Origin of the sequence: Aliivibrio sifiae, from assembly GCF_002954715.1 — a bacterium.
In the GTDB taxonomy this organism is placed as follows: domain Bacteria; phylum Pseudomonadota; class Gammaproteobacteria; order Enterobacterales; family Vibrionaceae; genus Aliivibrio; species Aliivibrio sifiae.
Genome location: NZ_MSCP01000002.1, coordinates 1,414,500 through 1,428,525 on the forward strand (window position 1 = coordinate 1,414,500; position 14,026 = coordinate 1,428,525).

General features: G+C 39.5%; 12 protein-coding genes. 2 read left to right on the forward strand and 10 right to left on the reverse strand.

From position 1 onward, the window contains the following. Position 1: 1 nt before the first annotated feature. From kduI to agaR, 9 genes are all read right to left on the reverse strand, one after another. Positions 2-832 (reverse strand): 5-dehydro-4-deoxy-D-glucuronate isomerase, encoded by an 831-nt coding sequence (kduI, locus tag BTO23_RS17450; RefSeq protein ID WP_060993207.1) that lies wholly within the window; start codon positions 830-832, stop codon positions 2-4. A gap of 52 nt (positions 833-884) precedes the next feature. Next, positions 885-2,027: an N-acetylglucosamine-6-phosphate deacetylase gene (gene nagA, locus BTO23_RS17455; protein ID WP_105064162.1), complete on the reverse strand. Its 1,143-nt coding sequence runs from the start codon at positions 2,025-2,027 to the stop codon at positions 885-887. A 1-nt stretch (position 2,028) separates the two neighbouring features. Then, positions 2,029-2,466, reverse strand: a complete 438-nt coding sequence (gene agaF, locus BTO23_RS17460) for a PTS galactosamine/N-acetylgalactosamine transporter subunit IIA (RefSeq protein WP_060993205.1) — start codon at positions 2,464-2,466, stop codon at positions 2,029-2,031. 88 nt (positions 2,467-2,554) lie between these two features. After that, positions 2,555-3,463: a PTS system mannose/fructose/sorbose family transporter subunit IID gene (locus BTO23_RS17465; RefSeq protein ID WP_060993204.1), complete on the reverse strand. Its 909-nt coding sequence runs from the start codon at positions 3,461-3,463 to the stop codon at positions 2,555-2,557. Then, complete coding sequence (agaW, locus tag BTO23_RS17470) at positions 3,453-4,223, reverse strand: PTS N-acetylgalactosamine transporter subunit IIC (protein WP_105064163.1); 771 nt, start codon at positions 4,221-4,223, stop codon at positions 3,453-3,455. Before agaW ends, BTO23_RS17465 begins: the two co-directional genes overlap by 11 nt. 10 nt (positions 4,224-4,233) lie before the next feature. Further along, positions 4,234-4,734, reverse strand: coding sequence for a PTS N-acetylgalactosamine transporter subunit IIB (agaV, locus tag BTO23_RS17475; protein ID WP_060993202.1), 501 nt, complete (start codon positions 4,732-4,734; stop codon positions 4,234-4,236). Between the two features lie 14 nt (positions 4,735-4,748). Then, entirely contained in the window at positions 4,749-5,918 is a 1,170-nt protein-coding gene (locus tag BTO23_RS17480; RefSeq protein WP_060993201.1) for an SIS domain-containing protein, read from the reverse strand. After that, positions 5,915-7,216, reverse strand: a complete 1,302-nt coding sequence (gene kbaZ / locus BTO23_RS17485; RefSeq protein ID WP_060993200.1) for a tagatose-bisphosphate aldolase subunit KbaZ — start codon at positions 7,214-7,216, stop codon at positions 5,915-5,917. The genes BTO23_RS17480 and kbaZ overlap by 4 nt, the downstream gene beginning before the upstream one ends. Positions 7,217-7,263: 47 nt before the next feature. Beyond that, positions 7,264-8,040, reverse strand: a complete 777-nt coding sequence (gene agaR, locus BTO23_RS17490) for a transcriptional repressor AgaR (RefSeq protein WP_105064164.1) — start codon at positions 8,038-8,040, stop codon at positions 7,264-7,266. A gap of 410 nt (positions 8,041-8,450) precedes the next feature. Between agaR and BTO23_RS17495 the strand changes: the two genes are divergently transcribed. Continuing rightward, a complete protein-coding gene (locus BTO23_RS17495) occupies positions 8,451-10,007 on the forward strand; it encodes a sulfatase-like hydrolase/transferase (protein WP_105064165.1) in 1,557 nt (518 codons plus the stop codon). Between the two features lie 79 nt (positions 10,008-10,086). Continuing rightward, entirely contained in the window at positions 10,087-10,815 is a 729-nt protein-coding gene (locus BTO23_RS17500) for an oligogalacturonate-specific porin KdgM family protein (RefSeq protein ID WP_105064166.1), read from the forward strand. A gap of 120 nt (positions 10,816-10,935) precedes the next feature. Here BTO23_RS17500 and BTO23_RS17505 read toward each other — a convergent pair whose 3' ends face one another. Then, positions 10,936-13,581, reverse strand: a complete 2,646-nt coding sequence (locus BTO23_RS17505) for a beta-N-acetylhexosaminidase (protein ID WP_105064167.1) — start codon at positions 13,579-13,581, stop codon at positions 10,936-10,938. Between the last annotated feature and the right edge of the window lie 445 nt (positions 13,582-14,026).

Sequence of the window (14,026 nt, forward strand, 5' to 3'; positions counted from 1 at the left end):
ACTATTTAATATCAGTCATTGCTACGTGGTCCATATCATGGAAAGTCTGATTTTCACCGACCATTCCCCAAATAAAGGTATATGACGAGGTTCCCACACCCGAGTGAATAGACCAACTAGGGCTAATTACTGCTTGCTCATTACGGATAACCATATGACGAGTCTCTTGTGGCTCTCCCATGTAATGAAAAACAATATTGTCGTCTTTCATATCAAAGTATAAGTACACTTCCATACGACGTTCATGAGTATGACAAGGCATGGTATTCCATAGACTACCTGGGGCTAATTCTGTCATTCCCATTAATAATTGGCAGGTTGGTAACACTGATGGATGTAGATACTTATAAATGGTTCGAACGTTGCAGTTTTCTTGGTTACCCAATGTTTCAGGAGAAGCTTCTTCACGTGTAATTTTACGAGTTGGGTAAGCGTGGTGCGCTGGTGCACAATTAAGATAAAAACGAGCAGGATCTTTTGGATCAATACTTTCAAAATTGATCTCCTTTGCCCCCATACCCACGTACATTGCTTCACGTGCGGCAATCTCAAAGGTTTCACCATCGACAGTAACTCGACCAGCTTGACCTATATTGATGATCCCTAACTCACGGCGTTGCAAAAAGAAATCAACACCAATTTCTTTGCCACCTTCAAATGGAATCGTTTCTGATGTTGGTACAACACCACCGACAATAATACGGTCGATATGGCTGTAAGTAAGCGTAATGTGATTTTCTTGGAACATACCTTCAATAAGGAATTGCTCGCGTAAACCTGCAGTATCTAATTGTTTTGCATGGTCACTATGAATTGGTTGACGAATTTCCATTTTAAACCTCTAAACATTATCTTAATATTTTCATTTATATAAATGGCAAGAGTTAATAAACCCATTTGCCTTTCATCATTGTGTTTTGTACTTCAAAATCTTGATTAACGACGGTAAAACTTGCATCCATTCCTGAAGCAATACTTCCTAAGCGTTGATCTATGTCTAAGTATTTAGCAGGAACTGAAGTTGCCATTTGCACAGCTTCCCATTCAGGAACTCCGCTTAATTGAATCATATTTCTCAACGCTTGATCTAAACTGCACGTACTACCAGCAAGCGATCCACACTTTGTTCTTGCTTCACCATTAGTTACTGTGATGGTTTGAGCGCCAAGTTGATAGTCACCATCATCAAGGCCTCCTGCTCGCATACAATCAGTAATAAGCGCAATGTTTTGGTAGCCTTTCATTCGATAAGCAAGTTGCATCATGACTGGATGAACATGGATACCATCAGCAATAAGCTCTGCAAGCATGTCATGGTATAAAACCGCACCAGTACAACCAGGCTCTCGGTGGTGTAATCCACGCATACCATTAAATAAATGCACACCACAATCAGCACCTAATTGATAAGCCAGTGTGACTTGTTCGAACGTAGAATCAGTATGAGCAACCGACGTTTTGATGTTTTTACTCTGTAACCATTGAATGGCTTCCATCGCACCATCAGCTTCAGGAGCTATCGCCACACGTAATAACGAATGATCCGCGACTTGATAAAGCTCTTCTAATTCTTGAATTGTCGGCGATTTTAAATAAGCAGTTGGATGAGACCCTCGATGTGCTTCTGTAAAATAAGGGCCTTCTAAAAAACTACCTAATAATTCAGCTCCACATTGCTGTGATTGTTCTAACCATGTTTTTATCGCATCAAGCGAATAAACAATGCTACTCCATGGCGCAGTAACTGTAGTCCCAACCCAAGCAACGACTCCTGTTTGAAGTAATGCGTCTGAAATCGTTTGTAATGATTCCGGTGTTGCATCCATAACATCAGAGCCAGCTCGACCATGAATGTGAATATCAATAAAACCCGGCAGCAATGTTTTACCTTCTAACGATAGGATTTCACAATCAGTTGGCAGCGTGTCTGTGACCGCCTCTACTTTCCCATCATTGACGACTACATAATGGTTTTCTTTAATACCATCAGAGACAAACACCCTTTGTGGATATAAAGCATAACGCATATTACAGCCCATCTTCACATTCAGGTTCCGGCTCCATAAACAATTCAAGCTGTAATCGCATGTCTTGCATACATGAAGAACCAATCTCTAATAAGGTAACCACTAATTCTTTAACTGTCGTGTCGTCTCGCTCAAAAGCAGCATTAGCAATCATTGGTAAGTTCGCACCACCTATCAACTCAACATTTTCTGTGTCCATTAAAATGGTTAAAGCACGATTCGCAGGAGAACCACCAGGGATATCCGTTAAAAAAAGTACCCCTTCACCAGAATCAACACGTTTTGCCGCAGCTCGCAGTGCTTGCTCTAACTCATCAGTCGACATTGATTCAACAAAATCGACAAACTCCATTTGTTCTTGCTCGCCAGCAATTGCTTTTACTGCCGACTCAACCCCTGTTGCAAAATTAATATGACCTGAAACTACAATACCAATCATGATTTAATCCCTGTTACCAATGCGTTATATAATCTGTTGAAATTAAAGGGGGAAATCACTCCCCCTTATGCCGCTTTCACTTGTTTTTTTACAAAATACCTAGGTAATGCCCAACAACACCTGCCGCCAACGTTGAGAATATTAATACTGGTGGTTTCGCCCAAAAACCGGTTCCTTTCACCATTTTCAACATGAAGAACACAAGAGCTAATGGCAAAATATTTGGCATAATTTTGTCAAATAACGCAGTTTGTAACTCAACAACTTTCCCTCCAAGTTCAAGCGAAAGCGTGGTTTGAACTTTAATAAAGGAAGCGGATAATGCCCCAATAACAAAGATACCCATGATATTCGCGGCTTTTGCCAATTTCTCAGTTGCATCGCTCATGTTAACCATGGCCGCGGTGCCCGCTTTGTATCCCATAAACATCAAACCGAAATAGACAAAGAAGTGCACTATTTGATATAGGAAGAAGAATACAAATGGACCAGCAATTGAGCCTTGCATTGCAATTGATGCTCCTAATGCAAGGGTCAAAGGCATAAGTGTCATGTGATCTATTGCATCACCGATCCCACCCGTGGGTCCCATACCAGCTACTTTCATTACGTTAACAGTGGATGGCTTTTCTTTGTTCTCTTCCATTGCAATGGCAGTACCAAGCAAGAAAGTAAACAGTTTTGGACTGGCATTAAAAAATTGAAGATGGTTTTTTGTTGCTGTTGCTAAATCGCGCTTATTATTGCCATGTATTTTTTTCAACGCTGGGACAATTGAATAAGCAAAACCACCACCTTGCATTCGTTCAAAGTTAAAGTTGCCTTCCATGAACAAGCCACGAATGGCGCATTTCCATAAATCTTTTTTCGAAATAACTTTTCTAACTTCTGTATCTTGATATTCATCAATACCATCAACTAAGCTATTTGGATTCGCAACTTGCGTGCCTTGGTATTCATCAGCACCATCAATTAAAATTTCTGTTTTAGATACCATCTTCAAAATCCTCTGGCTCTTGATTTGAATTTCCATTTCCATTTCCACTAAAGAAGTAATATAAGGCAGCAGCTGACGCACCTAAAATTGCCACGGCCATAATTGGTAGTTGTAAGTAAGTCGTCATTACAAACCCAATAAAGAACACCCCTGCCACTTCTTTTGACCACATAATTTTCAGTAACATTGCAAAACCAATTGCAGGAACCATCTTCGCTCCAATACCTAAGCCTTCTAATAATGTTTTTGGCGCGTTGGCATCAATCCAAGCGGCACCATGCTCGCCAAAGTAAACGGTAAGAAAGGCAACAACAGCGTAGAGCATTGACCGCATCGTAATGGTTGAAAGTAAGAGAAAATCTATACCATTCGTGTTTGCTTCTTCAGCGTATTTGTCTGCTTTACCCATAGTGAATGAGGTCATAGCAAAGAAACCAATGATCAGCATTTGCATAAGTACTGCGATAGGCATACCAACACCCATTGCAACTTCTGGTGATTGACCAGTCATAACAGCAAACGCAACAGCAGCTATCGTCCCCATAGTTACATCTGGCGGCTGAGCTCCAGCATTAGGCACTAAACCTAACCATGCTAATTCCAGTGTTGCACCTGCGATTAAGCCTATTTGCATATCGCCCATAATGAGGCCAACAACTGGCCCAGTGATAAGTGGTCTATGAATATTCAGTGCAACATCGTATTTATCGATACCACAAAAGAATGCCCACACCGCCACTAAACTTGCTTCAAATAACATAAATACCTACCTAGGCTGCTGTTTTTGCTAGTTCAAGAACGTTAATTGGTGTTTGATCTGGTGTATTCTGAATGGTGCATGTCACCCCTTTATCCACCATTCTTTCAAACGCTAGTATGTCGGTTTTATCAACTGAAACCGTTTTAGCTATTTGGCGTTTTCCATCGTGATAATGCATGTTGCCAACATTACAATGTGTAATAGGAACCCCACCGTCAACTAAACGCGCAACGTCTGTTGGGTTATTACATAAGATGAAAATTTTCTGTTTCGGTGATGCTTTATGAATCACATCAATTGTTTTTTGGATTGAGAAGAAACGCACCGCATATTCTCCACCAGCAGATGCTTTCATTCCTGCTTGCATAAATGCAGCATTCGGTCCTTCAGCTGCATCATCATTAGCTACAAGAATCAAATTAGCTTCAGAATGTTTTCCCCAAGTAATTCGAATTTGGCCATGAAGTAGACGCTCATCGATACGCGTCCAAACGATTTGTGGTCCTGTCATAATAGTTCCCTGCTTTAATTTTTATTATTAAAAGTATGAATATTGACACCTTGAACAACCCGATTAACTTCACCTGTAGGGCACGGATTATCAGGGGTATTACCGAGTGCAACTGCACGGTGAAATGCGTAAGCTTGAGCAAACAACATATAAGGAAACAGCAGTTCAATATCTGAAGCCTTTTCCATCTCAGGTACACGAATAATGTTCTCATCAGCAACCACATCATTAAATTGAGCGGTGATCGCAATGACTTTTTTAGCGATATTGTCACGACGTAGTTCAGCTAATAAATCTAAATCGTATTGACGGGTGTAAGGGTCGTTTGAAATAAAAACAATAATCATGGTTTCATTATTAACGATAGATTTAGGGCCATGACGAAAGCCAAGAGGTGAATCGAAATAACCAACGACTTTACCTGCGGTAAGTTCTAATAACTTTAATGCAGACTCTTGAGCTAATCCTTTCAAACCACCGCTACCTAAATAAATAACCCTACTAAAATCATGGGAAGCAGTATCTCTGACATTGGAATTAATTTCTTTGATCAACTCCTCAGAACACTTACAAATGCTTTCGATTTCTTTCGATTTGTTATTTTTGTGCGTTAAAGCAGAAAAACAAGCTAATGTCATTGACGAGAAACTAGAGGTCATCGCGAATGACTTATCGTTTGTTTCTTCAGGCATCAATAAAACAAGTGCATTTTTCGCATGATGAAACTGAGTAAATAACGCCCCTTCACCATTGCAAGTTAAGATCAGATGATAACAATTAGATAAACACTGGTTAGCCAGATTTGCAGCAGCTACGCTTTCGGGGCTATTACCTGAACGGGCAAAAGAAACCAATAATGTTGGAATATCCTCCGCTAATATTTCTGCGGGGTTCGACACAATATCAGTTGTTGAAATGTCTTCTACACGACACTTAAGTACACGAGATAATGTAGGAGCAATAGCTTGCCCTGCAAATGCTGAAGTACCTGCTCCAGTTAATATAATTCGGCGTTCAGTATGGGTATTCCACCCCTCCATAAAAGCTGAGATCTCAACAATATTGTCTTGAATTATTGAGTTAGTTCTTCTCCAGCTCATTGGTTGTTGTGTTATTTCTTTTGCTGTCCAAAAGCCGGAAAGCTGTTCTAATTCTGATTCTGAGTAGCCAAGGTAATGGTTCATAATGCAATGCCTTCTTCTTTATTTTGTTTGCATGCCTTCGCATAACTACGAAGAGTTTGACGAATTTTGTCGAGTACTAATGCTTTCGGATCTGAACTTAATTGTCCTTCACGAACCGCATGAAATTGCGCAGATAAATGTTGGCTAAGTAAAGGAAGTGGGATACCACTACGAGATAAATTGTTAAACAACGTTGTTTGTGCTTGATTAATATTTTCATCTGGCCAGTAATAACGAATTCGGTCACTAAAGCTGTAGCTACGAGAGAAACGTTGTTGAGCTTCATTACCTTGATAATACGGTTGCCAATATTCTGGAGAGTCACACATTTCTTTTTCGATATGCTCACGCAGATCTGAACAATGTGCTTTAGGGATAAGTTGTTCTTCGATATCACATAAATTGTATAAGGCTTCGCGTAGAGCAAAAGTCAACGCTGGTCCTACTTTCAAAATAGCGAAATGATCTTTAACAAGAGATTGATAAGCTTTATCGGTTTGATAATCCGTTGAATGAGCTTCAAACACCATGTGATCAAAGTCATTCACAACTTTACTCAGTTCGGTTGCGTCTTCAGGGCGGTAATCAATCACGCCAGTGTGGTCAAACTCAACGCCAGGCTGCACAACTAACCCGACAACACGCTGCCAACATTCCGCAATGTCTGCTCTTTCAAATGCAAATTGGTGTGCTTGGATCGTTTTTCGAGCAGCTTCCGGAGAAGTAACTTGGAGGGTATCTAACTCTTCTGCAGCGCCTCCAGGAACAGGAACTTCAGTGCCAATAACATAAACAAGATCACTATGGCCAAAACATGTATTTGCAGTTTTTTCTGCAATTTTAGCTAATCTTGCTGCACGTTCGGCAACAATTTCATCAGAGAGAGGCCTTGGATCATCAGAACAAGACATGCTGCAATCAAGATGGATTTTTTTGAATCCAGCAGCAACATAAGCTGCGATAAGATCGTCAGCATTTATCATGGCTTCTTTAGCCGTTAGTTTTTGCCAGCGATTAGGTCCAAGATGATCGCCACCCAAGATAAGTTTATCGACTGGAAAATGAAGTGATTGAGCTAGATCTAAAACGAAATCTCGAAAATCTGCTGGTTTCATACCTGTATAGCCACCAAATTGATCAACTTGATTAGAAGTTGCTTCAATTAATAGCAAGGAATCATCACTTAAAGCTTGAGAAAGCGCCGCTTCAATAACAAGCGGGTGTGCAGAACAAACAGAATAAATACCATTTTGTTCACCCGCTTTATGACGCTGTACAAGGTGTTGAAAGGTGTTCATTTACTAACTCCATACTGTATCTAAATGCAGCTATGGAGTTAGTTAGGTTATTTATCTTTATCTACAATAATAACTTCAACTTTCATTTCACGAAGACCTTGTAAATATTCTTCGGGAATATCAGAATCCGTTACTAAGATATCAATATTTCCAAACTCTCTAATCATATGGCAGCTGCGCTTACCAAATTTGGTAGAATCCGCAACAGCAATGACTTGTTCTGAAATATCACACATAAGTCGATTTAAACTTGCTTCTTGTTCATTATGTGTGGTGATACCTGACCTCAAATCAAAACCATCAACCCCAAGAAAAACCTTATCAAAACGGTAATTCTTCAGGCTTGCCTCTGCTTGAGATCCAGAGAAAGAGAGAGCCTTCTTACGAAGAACTCCACCTGACATCAATACTTCTATACCAGAAGCTGATGCTAACTCCATAGCTACATCTAGACCATTAGTCATGACTACAGCTTGCTCTAACAACTTTAAGTTAGATGCAATTTCTCGCGTAGTCGTACCTGAATCCAGAATAACGGTGTCACCATTCTCTATCAGCTGCGCTGCTGCATACCCAATGGAGGATTTCGTTCCAATATTTTGATGGCGTTTTTCATGAACCGTAAGTTCTGCAATTACGCCAGTATTTGGAATCGCCGCCCCATGAGAACGAACAACATACCCATTCTTTTCTAAAAAGCTCAGATCACTGCGAATAGTGACACTAGAGACATCAAATCGTGCAGCAAGGTCCTCTACACGTGCTTTACCATCTTGGTTCACCACGTTTACGATTTCCATGCGCCTTTCGACAGCACTAATCATTTTTTCTCGTCTCCCTAAAATCAACGAAACTTCTTTCGTTTGATTTCGAATTAACCTTACACCTAAAAATTATTCCCACAATATGGAAGTATAAAACTTTTGATCTCTTTCACATTCTTTCGTTAATTTTCGCTTTGTTTTTATCTTACGTTGATTTTCGTATTTCTTCATATATTACTCTTTGAAAGTAAAAACACCAAATAAAACGCATAGTTAATGCGACTTGTCTTTCATTTATTTTTATATCTATGGAAAAAGAAAATCACCTTTGATTAAAAATCCATCGCCACTCTCAATATTTGTGATCGCTAACACAGCAAGTTAACTTTCGATCACTTACGATCCGCAAAAGTTCGAAAGCAAACAGCCAATAACGTAACCCTAAAAAATAGAATAAGAAAGGAGACATTATGTCAATTACTCGCCGTGACATTTTAAAAGGTGTCGCAGCAACAGGAGCGCTTGCAGCAACGTCTGCAATAACTGGTTGCCAAAAAAATACAGTGCAAGATCCTATGGGCGAACTAGCTAGAAAAGTTAAGCGCCCGAATCTACTGATTATTTTCCCTGATGAAATGAGAGCTCAAGCTCTTGGTTTTATGAACCAAGATCCTTCTCTTACTCCTAATTTAAATAGATTTGCTAAACAAAGTTCAGTATTAAAACAAGCAGTTTCAAACTTTCCTTTATGTACTCCATTTAGAGGAATGTTAATGACAGGGCAATACCCATATCGCAATGGTATTCAAGGAAATAGCCATACTGCAACCCCTGGAATGTTTGGTGGGAAAGACTTTGGAATTGAGTTGAAAAAAAACCAATCAACATGGTCCGATATTCTAAGCAAAGAAGGATATAGCATGGGCTATATCGGGAAATGGCATTTAGATACTCCCGAAACGCCTTTCGTTCCTAGCTACAACAATCCAATGGAAGGTCGTTACTGGAATGATTGGACAGCGCCAGATCGTCGCCATGGTTTTGATTTTTGGTATTCATACGGGACTTACGATAAACATTTAACGCCAATGTATTGGACGAATGATACGCCTCGTGACAAACCTCTTCACATTAATCAATGGAGTCCTGAGCATGAAGCTGATATCGCAATTAACTACCTAAGAAATGAGAATGGTAAGTATAGAGATAGCACAAAACCTTTTACGCTTGTTGTGTCTATGAACCCTCCTCATTCTCCTTATGATCAAGTCCCTCAAAAATATCTTGACCGATTTAACAAAAGTTCGAAAGAACTAAACTCTCGCCCAAATGTTATATGGGATAAGGAATACCTTGAAGGTTATGGTCCTGAATATTTCAAAGAATACATGGCCATGGTTAATGGCGTTGATGAACAATTTGGTCGTATTATCGATGAGCTCGACACCTTAAATCTCGCCGAAGATACTTTAGTCGTGTTCTTCTCAGATCATGGTTGCTGTATGGGTTCTAATGGAAATCCAACCAAAAATGTTCATTATGAAGAAGCAATGCGTATACCAATGATGTTTCGTTGGCCAGGAAAAATAAAACCGACCTCAGACGACATATTATTCTCCGCTCCTGACATCTACCCAACCCTATTTGGATTAATGGGTATGGACGATTTAATTCCAGATACCGTAGAAGGTACTGATTTCTCAAAAACAGTTAAAAGTGAAACTGGCGATATTAAACCCACCTCTCAATTTTATACCTTTATGCCTTATGGCGGGCAATCTTATGGTCGTCGTGGAATTCGAAATAAGCAATACACACTGATGATTGATAGAAAAATAGGCAAACCATTAACTTATGTTCTTCATGATAATCAAGTAGATCCTTATCAAATGAAAAACATTGCCGAACAACAACCCGAACTCATTTCTCAATTAATTCAGAACGAACTCATGCCTTGGCTTGAGCATACTGGTGACCCATGGCGTCCAACAGAAGTACCCAAAAACACAGCCAATGCGTACACCTAAATACATATTTAAACAGTAACAATAAACACAAATTCAAGATTTAGCAGTGAAACACCCATAACAATAAATAGGGAATATTATGAAACAATCTTATAAAGTTATTATCGCTTCTGGTTTAGCAATATTTGCAACACAAACCCTAGCCAATGACTATAAAACAACAGTGGAATATCGCCATGAATATAAAGATGGCAATAATAAGCATGCAGACAGAGTTAAAATGTTCTTAGATACAGGGAAGAATATCGGCTTTGAATTGGATGCAAGATACAACAATAAAGATCAAGACCAAATGTACGATGAAATGAGTATGAATGGTTCAGAACTTTCGATTTTTTACTACGATAAAATAGCAGAAAACACGACAGGCCTATTGGGTTCATCTCTCGATTTTAATCCAGATGGTTTAGTGTATGTTCCATATGTTCGTGTAAACCACTCTTTCGATAATGGTTTTAGAGCACAAGCACGTTATAAATGGAAAATCTGGGATTACACACAAACTAACGCAGCAGGCGAAAAATACACATCGAAAATCCAAGAGCTAGATACATGGCTTGGCTACAATACGGGGAAATGGGATTTCCAATATGAGTTCCAAATTTGGAATGAAACCGATGATGATGCAAAACCTCAATTTGATAATGAAAGCTACGACTATCTCCACAATTTCCGCATCATGTATAGCTTCGTTAATCCAGATGGCACTAAATGGCGCCCATTTGTTGAAGTGGGTAATGTACGCCAAGACAGCTACAGCGATAACCGTCAAACTCGTTACCGTGTTGGTATCAAATACACATGGTAACTATCGACTTAAGTAAACACGTAATATATCTGTTTATATAAGCCAATAAAAAAACGGCACTTCTATAATAGAAGTGCCGTTTGATTATTTAATGACTGAATTTACTGTGTCTAAAGTAAATTATTTAACGCTAGTTACTCGGCTAACACGCTCGCCAGTAAATGATGCTGAACGAATTTGAACGTCACCCGTTACTTTTGGTTTGTTTGCATTATCGTATTCAGCCCATGTTTTACCGCCATCTACAGAGTATTGTAGCGTTACACCTGGGAATGAAATGTTCATGCTTAGTTCACCATTCACAATTTCTGCACCTGGGATTGGTAGACGGTAATCAATACCCGCTCTTTCAAGCTTCGCTAATTCACGTTGACCCATAGTGTTTGCAAAGTTCGTCCAATCAGTAAGCTGTGCTTTCTTATTCACTAAGTTTGTTTCTAGAGAATATTTAACACCTGCTTTGTATTCATTTTCCCAAGACGCTTCATGCCATGCACGTTCTGCTGCTGCGATAACACGTGGGAATACCATGTATTCATATTGCTCATCAGTACGTACTGTTTCAGACCAAAGTTGTGCAGACAGACCGTAGAATGGTTTCTTCGGTGTTACCGTACCCGCACTTTCAAAGCCGTTACCGTCACGGTCAACCGATGTTTCTGCATTTTGAGGTAGGTTTTCTGGTGCGAAGCCGAACATTTTACGCGTATCTGTTGCACGAGTTGCCCAGTAATAGCCACGCTCTTTCGCATCAACTTCATATGGGAAATCCATGTAAACGTAATCTGGATTAGAGATAACTACGTCGTAACCTTTATCAGCCCATTCGTACGCTGAAGCACCACCGCCCCAGTACAGAGTATCCCAGAAGTTTGCACGTACTGATTCTGTTGCGAATGCACCTGCGTCTTCAGAGTGTTTCAGGCCATCTTGCCACGCTTGGAAGTATGGGATGCCTTTATCTGCAACAATTTTAGATACTTGCTCTGCAAAATGACTTGGTAGATGTTCGAAATCTGCAACTTCACCGCTTGCAATCAGAGACTGACACTGTGGCGATTTTTCAAATGGGAAGTCTTGCTTAGATAAATCTAAATCACCTTTCCATGCGATTTTTTCTTCATCGTTGATGTCTTGGAAACCAGCGTGAAGTTTGATGTTTTTCGCTTCATCACCACCAAAGTGCCATGTTGATAAAGGAACGCCTGCCGCTTTGTGCATTGCTGCAACTTCAGTGATTACTTTATCTACAAACGTTGCAGATGAATCTAAACATGGGTTGATAAAACTTTGCTTGTTGTAGAACTGAACCGTTGTTACGTTTGATTCATCTTTTGGATCCATCAGACGGTATTGGTTCGCTTCTTCCATTTTGCCTTCAGCAGCAAGACGAGCGTAACGTGCTTCCATTGACATAACGGCTGCACGTGAGTGAGCTGGCATATCGATTTCAGGAATAACTTCAATGTTACGGTTTTTCGCGTACGTTAGGATCTCTAGGTAATCTTCTGTTGTGAAGAAACCAGAACCAAAGTTATCTGAATCTGCACCTGAACCTAGTTGAGGCAGTAGACAAGAGGTTTCTGACTCATCAAAACAACGGTTGCCACCGATATCCGTTAGCTCAGGAAGACCAGGGATCTCTAAACGCCAGCCTTCATCATCTGTTAGGTGAAGGTGTAGTTTGTTAAGTTTGTATGCTGCCATTTGGTCAACTGTCGCAAGAATCGCTTCTTTTGAGTGGAAGTTACGAGCAACATCAACCATTACACCACGGTATTCAAAACGAGGAGCATCTTCCACGTTTAGAGTCGGGATTTCAGAGCTATCTAGGCTTACTAGTGCTAATAAAGATTGAACACCGTAGAACGCACCGGCTTCATCAAAAGCAACAACCGTTGTTTTACCTTCAGTCACATCTAGTTTGTATGCGCCAGATACGCCATCTTTGAATTGCTTCTTATCTACAGAAACTGATACTGGGTATTCACCCGCAGTTTCTAGACCCAGAAGTTCAGCACGTTGATTTAATGCTGCAAGTTGGTCTGCATCAATACCATTAGCTGTAATTGAAATCCCTTTTGCTAAATCAACGGTTTTGTTAGTTAGTGTTGTTTTTAAAGGTGTTGGAATAATATGAGAAGACGCGTCTACTTCAACTACATCCGCATTTTTCTCAAAACGAGTATTTGCTGTTGCTACTACGTTGTTATCAGCAAGTGTACGTTTTAGTTGAACACCAATGATTTCATCTACGTATTCACCAGTATCTTCAGTATCTAAAGAAATAATATTACGTGCTTCTGCACCTGGTGCTGTTACGAATGCGCCCGGCATGAAGTCAGTTTCAAATAGCTGCCAATATTCAGCAACCAGTGGAATAACTACTTCTTCGCCAGCAGCAAAACCATCAAATTTATCTGTTGGTTCAAGTTTATGTAAGTCACCCGTTACACGAGTAATTTTAAATTGGTCGTTCTCTACATCTAGAATTAAACGGATGCTGTGGAAATAGATTGTCCAATCCGCTGAATCAACCGCTTCGCCAGTGTTAGTGATTGTCATGTTTACTTTGTTACATGACGCCCATTCAGCTTGAAGTTCTTTACATGCAAGGCCGTCATCAGCACCTTGGTTAGTAATAACTGTGTAGTTAACATCTAGGTTTTCAGCCAGTTGGTTAACTGTTGATTGCTCAGAAGAAGTAGAAGAACAAGCCGCTAAACTTGCCATAATAACAGTAGAAAGAAGAGTTCTTTTCAACATGATTCCATTCCTAAAAATAAAGTAATTAAAATTCAAATCTGGAATAACAATACAAAAGTTTTTTAACTTTAAAAATTAAGATAATCCTGATTTATGCTTTGAATCACATTTAATTCTATATTTCACGGTATAAATTAAAATAATGAGATTCACATCAACATATAACAGAACGACATACCAGGCGTTTCGCTAAAAATATAATTATCATTATGTGAAGCATGCCGCAATAACCCCTAACTAGCTGAGGTGCAAAATAAATATTTAAGACAAACAAGACATATTACGGTCCTAACGACACTTAATTCACAGTGAAATAAAGTTTTACAAATATATGAAGTTATAGTCCAAATTCAATTATTCCATTTACATTTACGCTCAATTAAATAGTAATCGATTGCGCCCTCAATTTTAAAAGAGAGCGATGTAACAATAGTTAATTAAGGAG

Coding starts and splice junctions, on each gene's coding strand:
- agaF (WP_060993205.1), bottom strand. CDS start 2,466: ATGATTGGTATTGTAGTTTCAGGTCATATTAATTTTGCAACAGGGGTT.
- BTO23_RS17505 (WP_105064167.1), bottom strand. CDS start 13,581: ATGTTGAAAAGAACTCTTCTTTCTACTGTTATTATGGCAAGTTTAGCG.
- agaW (WP_105064163.1), bottom strand. CDS start 4,223: ATGTTATTTGAAGCAAGTTTAGTGGCGGTGTGGGCATTCTTTTGTGGT.
- BTO23_RS17480 (WP_060993201.1), bottom strand. CDS start 5,918: ATGAACCATTACCTTGGCTACTCAGAATCAGAATTAGAACAGCTTTCC.
- kbaZ (WP_060993200.1), bottom strand. CDS start 7,216: ATGAACACCTTTCAACACCTTGTACAGCGTCATAAAGCGGGTGAACAA.
- kduI (WP_060993207.1), bottom strand. CDS start 832: ATGGAAATTCGTCAACCAATTCATAGTGACCATGCAAAACAATTAGAT.
- agaV (WP_060993202.1), bottom strand. CDS start 4,734: ATGACAGGACCACAAATCGTTTGGACGCGTATCGATGAGCGTCTACTT.
- nagA (WP_105064162.1), bottom strand. CDS start 2,027: ATGCGTTATGCTTTATATCCACAAAGGGTGTTTGTCTCTGATGGTATT.
- agaR (WP_105064164.1), bottom strand. CDS start 8,040: ATGATTAGTGCTGTCGAAAGGCGCATGGAAATCGTAAACGTGGTGAAC.
- BTO23_RS17500 (WP_105064166.1), top strand. CDS start 10,087: ATGAAACAATCTTATAAAGTTATTATCGCTTCTGGTTTAGCAATATTT.
- BTO23_RS17495 (WP_105064165.1), top strand. CDS start 8,451: ATGTCAATTACTCGCCGTGACATTTTAAAAGGTGTCGCAGCAACAGGA.
- BTO23_RS17465 (WP_060993204.1), bottom strand. CDS start 3,463: ATGGTATCTAAAACAGAAATTTTAATTGATGGTGCTGATGAATACCAA.